14 protein-coding genes are annotated in these 13,848 nt (G+C 72.3%); 6 read left to right on the top strand and 8 right to left on the bottom strand.

The genetic code is table 11. The features are described 5' to 3' along the window. The first annotated feature begins 90 nt into the window (after positions 1-90). Together ACFV9T_RS20935 and ACFV9T_RS20930 are read left to right on the top strand one after the other, a co-directional pair. On the top strand, positions 91-1,176 hold the full coding sequence (locus ACFV9T_RS20935) for an isoafricanol synthase (protein ID WP_385442445.1): 1,086 nt from the start codon (positions 91-93) through the stop codon (positions 1,174-1,176). A gap of 216 nt (positions 1,177-1,392) precedes the next feature. Next, entirely contained in the window at positions 1,393-1,860 is a 468-nt protein-coding gene (locus ACFV9T_RS20930; protein ID WP_385442443.1) for a leucine-rich repeat domain-containing protein, read from the top strand. A gap of 4 nt (positions 1,861-1,864) precedes the next feature. On the opposite strand, the gene ACFV9T_RS20925 is transcribed toward ACFV9T_RS20930, so the two are convergent. The 5 genes from ACFV9T_RS20925 to ACFV9T_RS20905 form a co-directional block, all read right to left on the bottom strand. Then, positions 1,865-2,110, bottom strand: a complete 246-nt coding sequence (locus ACFV9T_RS20925; protein WP_385442440.1) for a DUF397 domain-containing protein — start codon at positions 2,108-2,110, stop codon at positions 1,865-1,867. A 105-nt stretch (positions 2,111-2,215) separates the two neighbouring features. Next, a complete protein-coding gene (locus ACFV9T_RS20920) occupies positions 2,216-3,391 on the bottom strand; it encodes a thiolase domain-containing protein (protein WP_385442437.1) in 1,176 nt (391 codons plus the stop codon). Continuing rightward, positions 3,388-4,449: a thiolase domain-containing protein gene (locus tag ACFV9T_RS20915; protein ID WP_385442434.1), complete on the bottom strand. Its 1,062-nt coding sequence runs from the start codon at positions 4,447-4,449 to the stop codon at positions 3,388-3,390. Before ACFV9T_RS20915 ends, ACFV9T_RS20920 begins: the two co-directional genes overlap by 4 nt. Then, positions 4,450-5,409 carry a Zn-ribbon domain-containing OB-fold protein gene (locus ACFV9T_RS20910; protein WP_385442432.1) on the bottom strand — a complete coding sequence of 320 codons (960 nt, stop codon included), beginning with the start codon at positions 5,407-5,409 and terminating at the stop codon, positions 4,450-4,452. A gap of 30 nt (positions 5,410-5,439) precedes the next feature. Further along, complete coding sequence (locus ACFV9T_RS20905) at positions 5,440-6,246, bottom strand: crotonase/enoyl-CoA hydratase family protein (protein WP_385442430.1); 807 nt, start codon at positions 6,244-6,246, stop codon at positions 5,440-5,442. A 164-nt stretch (positions 6,247-6,410) separates the two neighbouring features. On the opposite strand from ACFV9T_RS20905, the gene ACFV9T_RS20900 reads away from it, so the two are divergent. Further along, on the top strand, positions 6,411-8,027 hold the full coding sequence (locus ACFV9T_RS20900) for an acyl-CoA synthetase (protein WP_385442428.1): 1,617 nt from the start codon (positions 6,411-6,413) through the stop codon (positions 8,025-8,027). Between the two features lie 6 nt (positions 8,028-8,033). Here the strand turns inward: ACFV9T_RS20900 and ACFV9T_RS20895 are convergent, their stop codons facing one another. Both ACFV9T_RS20895 and ACFV9T_RS20890 read right to left on the bottom strand, forming a co-directional pair. Beyond that, positions 8,034-8,876, bottom strand: a complete 843-nt coding sequence (locus tag ACFV9T_RS20895; protein ID WP_385442427.1) for an alpha/beta hydrolase — start codon at positions 8,874-8,876, stop codon at positions 8,034-8,036. A 79-nt stretch (positions 8,877-8,955) separates the two neighbouring features. Then, entirely contained in the window at positions 8,956-10,029 is a 1,074-nt protein-coding gene (locus ACFV9T_RS20890) for a DUF5937 family protein (protein ID WP_385442425.1), read from the bottom strand. 175 nt (positions 10,030-10,204) lie between these two features. Between ACFV9T_RS20890 and ACFV9T_RS20885 the strand changes: the two genes are divergently transcribed. From ACFV9T_RS20885 to ACFV9T_RS20875, 3 genes are read left to right on the top strand one after another with little or no spacing between them, the layout of a single operon-like run. Continuing rightward, complete coding sequence (locus ACFV9T_RS20885; RefSeq protein WP_385442422.1) at positions 10,205-11,218, top strand: Bug family tripartite tricarboxylate transporter substrate binding protein; 1,014 nt, start codon at positions 10,205-10,207, stop codon at positions 11,216-11,218. Continuing rightward, entirely contained in the window at positions 11,215-11,721 is a 507-nt protein-coding gene (locus ACFV9T_RS20880; protein ID WP_385442420.1) for a tripartite tricarboxylate transporter TctB family protein, read from the top strand. Before ACFV9T_RS20885 ends, ACFV9T_RS20880 begins: the two co-directional genes overlap by 4 nt. Position 11,722: 1 nt before the next feature. After that, positions 11,723-13,228 (top strand): tripartite tricarboxylate transporter permease, encoded by a 1,506-nt coding sequence (locus tag ACFV9T_RS20875; RefSeq protein ID WP_385442418.1) that lies wholly within the window; start codon positions 11,723-11,725, stop codon positions 13,226-13,228. On the opposite strand, the gene ACFV9T_RS20870 is transcribed toward ACFV9T_RS20875, so the two are convergent. Beyond that, on the bottom strand, positions 13,225-13,779 hold the full coding sequence (locus tag ACFV9T_RS20870; RefSeq protein WP_385442509.1) for a chorismate mutase: 555 nt from the start codon (positions 13,777-13,779) through the stop codon (positions 13,225-13,227). The two genes, ACFV9T_RS20875 and ACFV9T_RS20870, sit on opposite strands and share 4 nt — an antisense overlap. Positions 13,780-13,848: the final 69 nt, after the last annotated feature.

Raw genomic sequence — 13,848 nt, 5'->3', positions numbered from 1 at the left:
ACCGGATTCATCGGGTCGGCCCGTCGCCTCGGGGGCTTGTGGTAGTGGCGGCGCGGCCCTCCCTTGATCCCGAAGGGGGGCGATATCGCCATGAACACGACGTACACGACCACTTCGCATCCGCACACCCGGCAAGCGGCGCTGCTGAGCCGGGCGGCCCTGCTCGACATTCCGGCCTCGGCCGACCCCAGCCCCGGAACCGGGGCCGCCAGAGTGCACACCGTCCAATGGCTGTCGCGGTACGGCGTGTTCGGCGCCGGGGGCGCGGTCGCCGAGTACGACGCGCTCCGCTTCGAGCTGCTCAACGGCCTGTTCTACCCCCGGACGACCGGCGCGGAGCTGGATGTGGGCAATGACCTCATCGGCTGGTACTTCGTGTTCGACGATCAGTTCGACGGTGAACTCGGCTGCCGCCCGGAGGCGGTGGCGCGGATGATCCAGGACGTCATACGGGTCACCGAGGAACCGGAGGACGCGCCGGGGGCGGGCGGCGGGCCCCTGCTGGAGAGCTTCCGCGATCTGTGGCGGCGCATCCACGCGGACCGGCCGCCGGTGTGGCGGGAACGTTTCCGCCACCACTGGCTGGAGTATCTGCACTCCTACCACCGCGAGGCCCTCGACCGCACCGGCCCCCAGGGCCCCCCGCTCTCTGTCGACGCGGTGCTCGCGCTGCGCCGCCACTCGATCGGCGTGCAGCCGTGCCTGGACCTGAACGAGCGCTTCGGCGGCTACGCCCTGCCCGCCGCCCTCCACGGCGGCCACCCGCTGGCCCGGATGCGGGAGGCCACGGACGACGTCGTCGTCTTCACCAACGACATCGCCTCCCTGGACAAGGAGCTGGCCGCCGGGGACGTCCACAACACCGTCATCGTCCGCCACCAGCGGCACGGCGGCTCCCTGGAGGACGCGGTCGAGCACATCGCGCACCTCGCCAACGCCCGCTACCACTGGTTCGAGCAGACCGCCGACCGGCTGCCCGGGCTGCTGCGGGAGGCGGGCGCGGGGGCGGATCTGCGCCGGGACGTGGAGCACTACGTGGACGGGATGCGCCATGTGATGTGCGGCAACCTGGGCTGGTCCCTGCGGACGGCCCGCTACGACGAACGGGGCATAGCGGCGGTCAGCGACGGCCGCCAACGACCGTGGGCCGGCCTCAGCGCCCCCGGCCCCGCCTGATCGAACACGCTACGCACGAACGGCCCGCCCCGGCGGGCCGTTCGTGTATCAAAGGCGAGTGACCGACACCCTGAACCTGTGGAAGGCGGGGCTCGCCGCAGCCCCCGACGAGATCTGGCAGCGCACCGGCCTGCGCGTTTCCCCTACCCGCCCCTCCCCGCAACCGGGGGCTCTGCCCCCGGACCCCCGGTCCTCAATCGCCGGACGGGCTGGGACGTGGTCCTCAAGCGCCGGACGGCTCACCCACCTCCCGCCCGCCTCGGACGGCTGCGGCGGCTTCCGGAGGAACTCGGGGGCCTGGCAGGGCTGGTGGAGCTGCGCGCCCAGTACGCCGGGCTGACCGGGCTGCCCGGCTCGATCGGGCGGCTCGGTTCGCTGCGGGAGCTGTGGCTGCGCGGCAACCGGATCACCGCCCTGCCCTCCGGGGTCTGCGACCTGCGTCAGCTGCGCCACCTGGAGCTGCGGGAGAACGCGCTGAGCGAGGTGCCCGAGCCGCTGCGCGGACTTCCGCGGCTGCGCCAACTCGATCTGCGCGGCAACCGGATCCGGGCGCTTCCCGGCTGGCTCGCGGACCTGCCCGGTCTGGAGAAGCTCGACCTGCGCTGGAACCCGCTCGACGAGGGCGTAGACCATGGCCCGGTCGTCCGGGCGCTCGTCGAGCGGGGCTGCGTCGTACTCGGATGAGGCTTCAGGTCAGGTCGAACTCGCCCTCGCGGGCGTTCAGGACGAAGGCGCGCCATTCGGCCGGGGTGAAGATCAGGGCCGGGCCTTCGGGACGGCGGCCGTGGCGCATCGCGATGAAGCCCTCGACGAAGGCGATCTCGACATCGCCCACCCCCTGGCTGCTCGACTGCCACTGGGCGCTCGTGAGGTCGAGGTCGGGCTTCTCGCCGTTGCCCCTGAGCGGCTGTGCGGTCGTGGTGGTGTCTGCCACGTGTCGGCTCCTCCCGGATCGTCGTCCCGGCCCCACCCTAGCGATCGCGGGCGGCGCCGGACAGGCCACGAAAGGGGGAAGTGATCTGTCCGGCGGGGCGCGGGCTCACCCGGTGGGAGGCGTCGCCGCGACCACCCACATCGCGAAGAACTGCGAGCCGCCGCCATAGGCGTGGCCGAGCGCCGTGCGGGCGCCCTCGACCTGGTGTTCGCCCGCCTGGCCACGCACCTGGAGGGCCGCTTCGGCGAAGCGGAGCATGCCGGAGGCGCCGATGGGGTTGGTGGACAGCACCCCGCCCGAGGGGTTGACGGGGAGTTCGCCGCCGATCTCGGTCACGCCCGACTCGGTGAGCTTCCAGCCCTCGCCCTCCTCCGCGAAGCCCAGGTTCTCCAGCCACATGGGCTCGTACCAGCTGAACGGTACGTACATCTCGATCGCGTCGATCTCCCGGCGCGGGTCGGTGATCCCGGCCTGCCGGTAGACGTCGGCGGCGCAGTCGCGCCCGGCGCGCGGCGAGACGCAGTCCTTGCCCGCGAAGAGCGTCGGCTCGCTGCGCATGGCGCCGCCGTGCATCCAGGCGGGCGGGCGGGGGGCGCGGTCGGCGCCGGTGCGGTCGGTGAGCACCATGGCGCACGCGCCATCGGAGGAGGGGCAGGTCTCGGAGTAGCGGATGGGGTCCCACAGCATCGGCGAGGACTGCACCTTCTCCAGCGTCAGATCGTGTTCGTGGAGGTGGGCGTAGGGGTTGCGCAGGGCGTTGCGGCGGTCCTTGTAGGCGACGAGCGCGCCGACGGCCGGGGGCGCGCCGGTGCGCCGCATGTACGCGCGGACGTGCGGCGCGAAGAAGCCGCCCGCCCCGGCCAGCAGCGGCTGCTGGAAGGGGACGGGCAGCGAGAGCCCCCACATGGCGTTGGACTCGGACTGCTTCTCGAAGGCCAGGGTGAGCACGGTGCCGTGGACGCGGGCGGCGACCAGGTTGGCGGCGACGAGCGCGGTGGAGCCGCCGACCGATCCGGCGGTGTGCACGCGCAGCATGGGTTTGCCGACCGCGCCGAGCGCGTCGGCGAGGTACAGCTCGGGCATCATGACGCCCTCGAAGAAGTCGGGCGCCTTGCCGATGACGACGGCGTCGATGTCCGCCCAGGTCAGCTCGGCGTCCTCCAGGGCCCGTACGGCGGCCTCCCGGACCAGCCCGGCGAGGGAGACATCGCGCCGGGCGGCGGTGTGCTTGGTCTGGCCGACGCCTACGACGGCCACCGGTTCCTTCCCCGACGTGTTCACAAGGTCTCCCCTTCCAGGACGGCGACCAGGTTCTGCTGGAGGCAGGGGCCGGAGGTGGCGTGGGCGAGCGCCCGGTCACCATCGCCACGGTGGATGGCGGCGGCGGCCTCGCCGAGCCGGATGAGCCCGGCGGCCATCATGGGGTGGGCGGCCGGGGCCCCGCCGGACGGGTTGACGCGTACGCCGTCGCCCAGCTCCAGTTCGCGGCGGAGGATGATCTCCTGCGAGGTGAACGGGGCGTGGAGTTCGGCGAGGTCGGCGGGCGCGTCGAAGACCCCGGCGCGGGTCGCGGCGAGCCGGGTCGACGGGGAGCGGGTGAGGTCCCGTACGCCCAGGCCGTGCGGTTCGATGCGGTGGTCCATGCCGCGGATCCAGGCGGGCCGGGCGCACAGCCGCCGCGCGGTGTCCCCGGCGGCGAGCACCACGGCGGCGGCGCCGTCGCCGATGGGCGGGCAGTCGTGGCGGCGGAGCGGCCGCACCAGGTACGGGGTGTCGAGGAGGGCGGCGGGCGGGGCGGAGCGGGTCACCTGGGCGTGCGGGTTGTCGGCTGCGGCGTTGCGGCCGCGCGCGGCGACCTCGGCGAGGGCGCGTTCATCGGTGGCGCCCGCGTCGAGGAGCGCCTGCGCCTGGAGGGCGGCCAGGGAGACCGAGTCGGGCCACAGGGGGGCGACGTAGTACGGGTCGAGCTGGCGGGTCAGGACCTCGGGCAGGTCGCCGGGCGAGGACTTGCCGTACGCGTAGACGAGCGCGGTGTCCGCCTCGCCGGTCAGCAGCTTGACCCAGGCCTCGTAGAGCGCCCACGCTCCGTCCATCTCGACGTGGGACTCGGAGATGGGCGGCCAGGCGCCGACGCCGTCCAGCGCCATGGTGAAGGAGAAGGCGCGGCCCGCGAGGTAGTCGGAGGAGCCGGAGCAGGTGAAGTCGATCTCGCCCGCCCGCAGGCCCACCGCGCCGAGCACCTGGTGGAGGACGGGCATCAGCATCTCGACCTCGGAGACCTCGGCGCTGGTACGCCGGGTTCCGCTCTGCCCGAAGGCGACGATGGCGACGTCTCGCATCTACAACAGCTCCTTGTAGGTGTCGTAGTCGGCGTCGGGTTCGCCGGTGGGCCGGTAGTGGTCGGGGTAGCGGCCGCCCTCGGTCCATACGGGCGTCACCCTCAGCCCCATCCGCACCTGGTCGTACGGGATGCCGCCGATGCGGCCGTGGAGGGCGAGGTCGGCGCCGTCGAGGGCGATGTGCGCGTAGACGTACGGCACTTCGATGTCGAGGTTGCGGGCCTTGATGTTGACGATGCAGAAGGTGGTGACGGTGCCGCCGGGGCCCACCTCGACCTGTTCGTCGGTGGCGACGCCGCAGGTGGGGCAGGCGCCACGGGGCGGTACGTACACCTTGCGGCAGGACGGGCAGCGCTCGCCGACGGTCTTCTGTCCGGCGAGGGCGGCGAGGTAGCGGGACTGGGCGCGGCCGGGCGCGTACGTGTAGTCGAGGCGGGCGGGGGCGACGATGCCGGTGACGGGGTCGGCGAACTCCCCGTTGTGCGGGGTGACGTGGTGGGTGGCGTCGCCGTCGTACGGTTCGAAGCAGGCGATGTCGGTGATGGCGCCGGTGCGCTCACCGGCCCAGCGGACCCGTACCCGCATGCCGGTGCGCACGGCGTCAGGGCCGGGCGCGTCGAGGGCGTGGAGGAGGGCGGTGTCGGCGCCGTCGAGCCGGACCAGCGCCCAGGCGAACGGGGTGTCCAGGGGCTGACCACGGCGCGGGGCCGGGTTCCAGGCCCAGGTGGTGACGGTGCCGGTGGGGGCGACCTCGACCAGGTCGCGCAGTTCGTCGGCGGTGGCCGGGTCGTATTCGACGGGCGGGACGAGCACCCGGCCGTCGGCGGTCCGTACGCCGAGCACGACGCACTCGCGCAGTCCCGTGAGGAAGGCGCTCTGGACGGGGCCGAGGGAGCGGGTGAAGGGGAACTCGACGACCAGAGGGGCCTGCAGCACCTCGGGGGTGGGAGCCGGTGTCATGGGGCGTCTCCTTCTGAGGTCAGCGGAGCACTACGACCGGCGGTAGACCGGGGGGCGTTTTTCCGCGAAGGCCTTCGATCCCTCTTTGGCGTCGGCGGTGTCGAAGATGGGCCAGCCGCGTGCGAGTTCGGACGCGAGGCCATCGGTTTCGGTCATCTCGGCGGTCTCGTAGACGGATGCCTTGACCGCCTCGACGGCCAGCGGGCCGTTGGCGTTGATGAGTTCGGCGATCTCCAGGGCCTTCGTCAGCGCGGTGCCGTCGTCCACGACCCGGCCGATCAGCCCGATCCGCTCGGCCTCCTCGGCACTGTAGGGGCGGCCGGTGAGCAGCATCTCCAGGGCGTGGGTGCGCGGCACCTGGCGGGCGAGGCGCACCGTGGAGCCGCCGATGGGGAAGAGCCCGCGCCGGACCTCGTACAGCCCGAAGGTGGCGCCACGGCCCGCCACCCGGATGTCGGTGCCCTGCAGGATCTCGGTGCCGCCCGCCACGCAGTGGCCCTCGACGGCGGCGATCACCGGTGTGCGCGGCCGGTGGTGGCGGAGCATGGCCTTCCAGTGGAGGTCGGGGTCGGTTTTCAGCCGGTCCCGGTAGTGCTGTCCCTCCATCCGGCCGCCGCCCGCGAGCGCCTTGAGGTCCATCCCGGCGCAGAAGACACCGCCCGCGCCGGTGAGCACGACGGATCGGACGGTGTCGTCCTCGTCGGCCTGGATCCAGCCGTCGTACAGCCCGACCAGCATGGGCAGCGAGAGCGCGTTCTTGGCCTCTGGCCGGTTGAGCGTGAGCACCAGCGTGGCGCCTCTGCGCTCGACGACGAGGTGTTCGGTCCCGTGTGGCACGGCAGTCCTCCCGTCTCAGACCTAGAACAGGTTGCAGTAGTGACGGAGCGACTTCAATAGCAATCTGATGGACAGTCAGATTTTTTGGCCGCAGCCCTTCCCACCTCTCCCCCACGGTGCTGTCATGAGCGCCGAGCCCGCCCGATGTCAGGTCAGGAGGAGCCGTGGAGTACAACCTTGCCGACCTGTTCGAGTCGATCGTGGACACCGTGCCCGGCAGAGAAGCGCTGGTGTACGCCGACCACCCGGGCACCGGCGCCGAGCGGCGGCTGAGCTACGCCCAGCTCGACGCCGCCGCCAACCGGCTCGCCCACCACCTCCGGGGCGCGGGGATCGCACCGGGCGAGCATGTGGGGCTCCACCTGTACAACGGCGTCGAGTATCTGCAGACCGTCCTCGCCTGCCTGAAGGTCCGGGCCGTGCCGGTGAACGTCAACTACCGCTACGTCGAAGATGAGTTGGTCTATCTCTACCGCGACGCCGATCTCGCCGCCCTGGTCTACGACGCCGAGTTCGGCGACCGGGTGGCGGCTGCGCTGCCCCGCACGGACCTGCTGCGCCACCTGATCCAGGTCGGCGCCGGGGACGGGCCGCCCGGCGCGGTCCCGTTCGCCGAGGCCGAGGCGTCGGGGTCGGACGGGCGCGGCTTCCCGGACCGCTCGGGGGACGACCGCTTCATCATCTACACCGGCGGCACCACCGGCATGCCGAAGGGCGTGGTGTGGCGGCAGGAGGACCTGTTCTTCTCCGGGCTCGGCGGCGGCGCGCCGACCGGCATCCCGGTCGGCCGCCCCGAGGAGCTGGCCGAGCGGGTGGCGGTCTCCGGTGACGGTCTGGTCTTCTTCCCCACCGCGCCGCTGATGCACGGCACTTCGACCCTCACGGCCTTCATCGCCCTCAACTTCGGTCAGAAGGTGGTCCTCCACCGGAAGTTCGTGCCCGAGGAGGTGCTGAGGACGGTCGAGAAGGAGAAGGTCAGTACGGTGTCGCTGGTCGGCGACGCGATGATGCGGCCCCTGGTGGACGCCCTCACCGGGCCTCTCAAGGACATCGACCTCTCCCCGCTGCTCAGCGTCAGCAGCTCGGGGGCGATCCTCTCGGACACCGTGCGCGCCCAGTTCGCCGCGCTCGCGCCGCACACCCTGGTGCTCAACAACTTCGGCTCCTCGGAGTCCGGGTTCAACGGCACCGCCACCGCGGACTCCGGGCCCGAGCGGGGCTTCCGGGTGAGCGTTCACGACCGTACGGCCGTCGTGGACCCGGCGACCCACCGTCCCGTCGCGCCCGGCGAACCGGGCCGGATCGCCCAGCGCGGCCATGTGCCGCTCGGCTACTACAACGATCCGAAGAAGACCGCGGAGACCTTCTTCGAGGCGGACGGCGAACGCTGGGTACTCCTCGGCGACATGGGCACGGTCGACGAGGACGGCGTGATCACGGTCCTCGGCCGGGGCTCCCAGTGCATCAACACCGGCGGCGAGAAGGTGTACCCGGAGGAGGTGGAACAGGCCCTCAAGGCCCATCCGGACGTGTACGACGCGCTGGTGGCGGGCGTCCCGGACGAGCGCTGGGGCCACCGTGTGGCGGCCGTCGTCCAGCCCCGCGAGGGCGCCGGGGCCCTGGACGCCGACGCGGTACGGGACCACTGCCGCACCCGGCTCGCCGGGTACAAGATCCCCCGTACGGTCGTCTTCACCGACCACATCCAGCGCTCCCCCAGCGGCAAGGCGGACTACCGATGGGCCCGCGCGGTCGCGGCCGGAGACGAACCGCGACCGTAGCTGGGCTCAGGACGCGGGCGGCGGGGTGCGCGGCAGCACGCGGGCGGCGAACTCGCGGACCGCGTCCAGGATGCCCCGGCCGCTGTGCCCGACCCCCGGCACGATGTCGAGGGTGACGTCGATGCCGAGCGCCAGGTAGTTGTCGCGCAGTGCGGTGATCCGCTCGACCCGGGTCCGGCCGAGGGCGTCGGCGCCGTCCATCCAGTTGGAGTCGCCCGGGTTGTTGATCTCCCAGGTCTCGGTGTCCTCGGCGCCGACCACCATGTGGACCGCCACCTTACGGATCTCCTCCAGCCGCACCGGCGCCCCGAAGCGCTCCTCGAAACCGGCCGTGCCCAGCCACCACTCACGGTCCGGGTCGATCAGCGTGACCCGGCCCGGCGCGCCGATCGACACGGCGCACAGCCGCTCCGGGTGGAGGTACAGGAAGCGGTGCGCGAACTGGCCGCCGCCCGAGAAGCCCTGGAGCATGAAGCGGTCGGTGTCAACGGTGAAGCGCGTCCCGACCTCGTCGACGATCGCCAGCAGCTCCCGGTCGTAGCGGATGCCGTCGTACTCGATGAACTTGAAGTTGTGCAGATCGTCCGGGTCCCCGATGGCCGCCGGGAACAGCGGGGTGAGGATGACGACGCCGTGCCGCTCGGAGAAGTCGGCCATCGCGTTCCGGTACTCGGCGGCGGTGCGGCCGGTGCCGTGCTGGATCACCAGCAGCGGGAGCGGGGTGCTGGTGGTCTCGTGTACGGAGGGCACATGCAGGCTGTAGGAGAACCGCTGGTCGTGCCGGGAGGCGAAGAAGGTGGTGGCGCCGGTGCGGTAGAACGCCTTGGTGGTCTTGATGCGCGGTGTCACATGTCCTCCTGTGGGGCCGTGCCGCCACGATCAGGCGTGCGACAGTGTCGGCTCAAGATGATTGCCGCACAGGCATCAATCAGCGGCGCATCGCGGCGAGCAGGTCGACGCCGAGGGTGCGGACGGCCTCCTCGTCCAGCTGGTAGTGCACCCTGGCCCCCTGCCGGTGGGTGTGCACCATTCCGGCCTCCCGGAGTTTGCGCAGATGGCGCGACATCTGCGGCGGGGTGGTGCCGAAGTGGCTGGCCAGCTCGGTCGTCGTCATCGACTGCCGCAGCAGGACGTGGCACACCCGGACGCGCAGCGGCTCGTCCAGCGCCCGGACCCGGCGCAGCACCTCGTCCATGGCGGGCGGCTCGCCGTCGCCGTCGCCCCGCACCGGGTACTGCACGATCACCGGATAGCCGGGGTAGTGCTTGATCGCGATGTGCGGGTTGATGTGCAGCGAGGGCACCAGCAGACAGGGCGCGTCGGCCAGGCTTGCGCGCGCGTTGTAGAGCTTGTCGAAGACGACCCGCGGCGGATCGGCCTCGACGCGGGCGGTGGGGAAGTCGGCGAGCGCCCGGGCGCCGTCCAGCCGGTGCCTTTGGAAGCGCGTACGGACGTCCGCCTCCAGGACGCCGCGCAGCCGGGCCCACTCCGCCTCGAACAGCTCACCTGCGGCGGCGGACAGGAAGTCGGTGAGGTCGTCGCGGAACGCGGCGGGGCCCGCGAGCAGCCGTACTCCCAGCGCGAACCGGCTTTCCGACATCTGCCGCAGCCGACCGAGGAATCGCTCGGGGGAGTCCCCCGAGGCGACCTGCGGCCGGTGGCTGTTCTGCCCGATCAGGGCCTGTTCGGTCATGGCCGTGAACGTGGCCTCGGGCAGTCCGGCGATGTCGGCCAGCTCCTCGTCCAGGGAGCGCTCAGGACCGGGGGTGAGGGGCAGCAGATAGCGGGCGCGGAACGCGCCCCACAGCGGTGCCCAGCGCGCGGCCCGCGCGAGCAGCCGCTCGTCCGCGCCCTGGAGCACGGCGCCGACCCAGCGGCGGCTGGCCGGATGGTGCCGGGGCTCGTCCAGGGCGTGCAGGCAGGCGCACAGCTCGGCGAGCGGCGACAGCCGTGCGGCGATGCGCTCCTCGGGGGCGGGGCCCAGGTCGATGACTACGGGCATGCGTCGACGGTCGGGGATTGACGCCTTGCTGTCAATCGTCTTGTGGCCGGACCGCGAGGGGCGCAGGCTCCGGTCATCTTCCCGGCCGCTCCCCCGTTTCCCCGGCCGGTCCCCGTTTCCCCGCCCACTCCCCGATCCCGTACCGATCCCGCATCTTCCGCGACGGAGCGTTGCCATGCCCCCTCTCCTCCGGAACGGTCCGCGCGTCGTTCTGGCCGTCACCCTGCTGGCCACGGTGAGCAGCGCGTGCACCATCGGTTCCGCCGACGACTCCACCTCGGCCGCCGGATACCCCTCCCGTGGCCTGTCCATCCTGGCCCCCGGCAGCGTCGGCGGTGGCTGGGACGCACGGGCGCGCGGCATGGGCGCCGCGCTCACCGGCTGCGAGATCATCGACGAGGACGTCACGGTCACCAACAAGCCGGGCGCGGGCGGGGCCATCGGGCTCGCCCGGATGGTCGGCCGCCGAGGCGACCCGTACCAGCTGATGACCATGGACACCGTCACCATGGCCGGGGGCGCGGTGCAGAACGACTCCCCGGTGCGGCTCTCCTCCCTCACCCCCATCGCCGGGCTCACCGTGAGCCCCAGCGTGATCGTGGTGCCCGCCCGGTCCCCGTTCCGCGATCTGCGGTCGGTACTGGCGGCCATGAAGCGGAACCCCAAGGCCATGTCCTGGGTGGGCGGTTCGCTGGGCGGCCCCGACCACATCACGGTCGCCTCCCTCGCCAAGGCCGAGGGAATCCCCGTCCGCACGATGACGTACGTGCCGACCGGCGGTGGCGGCGAAGTGCTCAACCTGCTGCTGAGCGGAGCGTCCAAGGTCGGCATGTCGACACTGACGGAGATCCGTCCGCAGATCGAGGCGGGCAAGCTGCGGGTCCTCGCGATCAGCGGCGGCGAGCGGCCCGAGGGGCTGGACGCCCCGACCCTGAAGGATCTCGGCTACGGCGGGGCGAGCGTGGGGAGCATCGGCGGGGTGATGGCCCCGCCCGGCCTCGGCGACGGCGAACGGCGGGCGATCGTGACGATGGTGGACCGGATGCGCCGCACCCCGTGCTGGAAGCGGACCCTGAAGCAGAACGACTGGAAGGCCGTGTGGCTGCCGGACACGAAGTTCGGGGCGCTCATCGACCGGCAGCAGAAGCAGGTCGCCCAGGTACTGAACGATGTGGGGCTGACCTCATGAGCGGCCAGGGACACGAGGCACGGTCCGAAGCGCTCTGGGGCCCGCGCGTGGCGGCGCTGCTCTTCCTCGCCGCCGGGGTGGTCGTGGTCGGCTGGGCGTTCGCCATCCCCGCGCGGGCCACCGAGCAGGACGTGGGCCCGCGCGCGTTTCCGCTGCTCGTGGGGGTGGGGCTGTGCGTAGCGGCCGCGTTCTCCACGGTGCAGGCCTTCCGCGGGGCCGACCGGGAGCAGGCGGACCAGGCGCGCGAGGAGGCCCGGATCACCGAGTGGCGCCCGGTCGCCACCCTGCTCGCGCTGCTCGTCGGCTATCTCTTCGCGCTCGCCCCCTGCGGCTACTGGCAGTCCACGGCCGTGCTGTTCACCCTGGTCGCACGCGTCCTGGGCAGCCGCAAGCTCCTCCGTGACGCAGCTGTAGGACTCGTGCTGGCGCTGGCCGTGTACGTCCTCTTCGACCGTCTGCTGGGCATCCATCTGCCGCCCGGCATCATCCGATTGGCGTTCTGACATGGATGTGCTCACCCACCTCACGGACGGCTTCGCGAGCGCGTTCAGCCCGATGCACCTGCTGCTGGCCTTCGCGGGCTGCACCCTCGGCTCCCTCGTCGGGGTGCTGCCCGGGCTCGGCCCCGCCACCACCGTCGCGCTGCTGCTGCCGCTGACGTACGTCTTCGATCCCGTGGGCGCGCTGGTGCTGTTCGCCGGGATCTACTACGGCGGGATGTACGGCGGCTCGACGACGGCCATCCTGCTCAACGTCCCCGGTGAGACGGCCTCGGTGCCGACCACGCTCGAAGGCCATCCCATGGCCCGCTCCGGCCGGGCGGGCGCCGCGCTGGCCACCGCCGCCATCGGCTCCTTCGTGGCGGGCACGATCTCCACCGTCGCGATCACCTTCATCGGCCCGGCCATGTCCCGGGTCGCCGAGAGCATCCAGCCCGCCGAGTACTTCGCGGTGATGATCCTCGCGTTCGCCACCGTCACCGCGGTCGTCGCCGACGCCCCGGCGCGCGGGCTGTGCAGCCTCTTCCTGGGGCTGGCGATCGGGCTCGTCGGCATCGACAGCCTCACCGGCCAGGTGCGCTACGCCTTCGGCGTGCCGGAGCTGTACGACGGCGTCCAGGTGGTGGCCGTCGCCGTCGGTCTCTTCGCGATCGGCGAGGGGCTGTACACCGCCGCCCGACTGCGGCGCGCCCCCGAGGAACAGATGCTCCCGGTGGGCGGCCGGATCGGGATGAGCCGCGAGGACTGGGGGCGTTCCTGGAAACCGTGGCTGCGCGGCACGGCCATCGGCCTGCCGATCGGCGCCCTCCCGGCGGGCGGCGCGGAGATCCCCACCTTCCTCAGCTACAACCTCGAACGCAGGCTCTCCCGGCACAAGCAGCAGTTCGGCAAGGGCGCCATCGAGGGCGTGGCCGGTCCCGAGGCCGCCAACAACGCCGCGTTCTCGGGTGTGCTGATGCCGCTGCTCACTCTCGGCATCCCCACGTCGGCGACGGCGAGTGTGCTGCTGATCGCCTTCCAGATGTACGACGTGCAGCCCGGACCGCAGCTGTTCCAGACCCAGTCCGCGCTGGTGTGGACGCTGATCGCGAGCCTCTACATCGGCAATGTGATGCTGCTCGTGCTCAACCTGCCCATGATCCCGCTGTGGGTGAAGCTGCTGCGGCTGCCCCGGCCGCTGCTGACCGCGGGCATCCTCGTCTTCGCCACGCTCGGCGTGTACGCGCTGTCGCAGAACGCCGTCGACCTCGCGGTGGCGGTGGCCTTCGGGGTGCTCGGCTTCCTGATGCGCCGTACCGGCTATCCGGTGGCGCCGCTGATCCTCGGCGCGGTCCTCGGTCCCATGACCGAGACCCAGTTCCGCCGTGCGCTGGCGTTCAGCGAGGGCGACTGGACGGTCTTCCTCACCCGCCCGGTGTCCGCCGCCATCCTGTGCCTGGCGCTGGCGTCCCTGGTGGGCCCGATGGCGGTGCGGCTGCTGCGCCGCCGGTCGTCCGTACCGGCAGCCTAGGGGGCCGTCTCGCAGACCGACGGCAGCGCGCGGGTCAGCGCCACCGCGTGCAGGCCGTCCAGCCGCTTCTCATGGCCCGTGGCCAGAGCCCCGGCCAGCAGCCGGGGCGGGCAGGAGGGGGCGGTACGGGCGTCCGCCGCAGCCGTGATCGCCCGGACCAGTTCGCCGTTGATCCGGTTGATCTCCAGCCGGACTTTAGCGAGGTCGGGGCGCTCGGTGGGCGCCGTGGACGGGTCGGCCTGCCACCGCCGGTACAGGCCGCGCTGGACGACCTTGCTCGCCTCGATCTGGTCGCGGAAGATCCTCGACGTCGCCACCGGATCGCCGCCCGTCTCCCGGGCCTGCTCCGCCACCGCGTCCAGCACCTGCTGTTCGCGGGCCGGGTCGTCGATCGGGCTGTCGGTGCCCCACTTGGCGGCGGCGACCTGGTCCGCGACGAGCAGCCGGTCTGCGGACAGTCCGGCCAGCGGCCGCAGTTGGCCGTGGGAGGGGGCCGCGACCGCTCCCCCGGCTCCCGCGACCAGCACGGCGGTGGTCATGGCGGTGGTCATGGCGGCGATCAGAACAGGGCGCAGGGTATTGGTCAGTCGCACGGGCGGACCCCTCTCTCGGCGATCGGC

It is taken from the genome of Streptomyces sp. NPDC059850, from assembly GCF_042731515.1.
Classification (GTDB): Bacteria; Actinomycetota; Actinomycetes; order Streptomycetales; family Streptomycetaceae; genus Streptomyces.
Note: the sequence above shows the minus strand (reverse complement) of the source record. Positions and strands in the feature narration are given on the sequence as shown.

Excerpts from the sequence above, each read along its gene's own strand:
- ACFV9T_RS20890 (WP_385442425.1), bottom strand. The coding sequence starts at position 10,029 with ATGCCCGTAGTCATCGACCTGGGCCCCGCCCCCGAGGAGCGCATCGCC.
- ACFV9T_RS20885 (WP_385442422.1), top strand. The coding sequence starts at position 10,205 with ATGCCCCCTCTCCTCCGGAACGGTCCGCGCGTCGTTCTGGCCGTCACC.
- ACFV9T_RS20880 (WP_385442420.1), top strand. The coding sequence starts at position 11,215 with ATGAGCGGCCAGGGACACGAGGCACGGTCCGAAGCGCTCTGGGGCCCG.
- ACFV9T_RS20870 (WP_385442509.1), bottom strand. The coding sequence starts at position 13,779 with ATGACCACCGCCATGACCACCGCCGTGCTGGTCGCGGGAGCCGGGGGA.
- ACFV9T_RS20935 (WP_385442445.1), top strand. The coding sequence starts at position 91 with ATGAACACGACGTACACGACCACTTCGCATCCGCACACCCGGCAAGCG.
- ACFV9T_RS20875 (WP_385442418.1), top strand. The coding sequence starts at position 11,723 with ATGGATGTGCTCACCCACCTCACGGACGGCTTCGCGAGCGCGTTCAGC.
- ACFV9T_RS20915 (WP_385442434.1), bottom strand. The coding sequence starts at position 4,449 with ATGCGAGACGTCGCCATCGTCGCCTTCGGGCAGAGCGGAACCCGGCGT.
- ACFV9T_RS20910 (WP_385442432.1), bottom strand. The coding sequence starts at position 5,409 with ATGACACCGGCTCCCACCCCCGAGGTGCTGCAGGCCCCTCTGGTCGTC.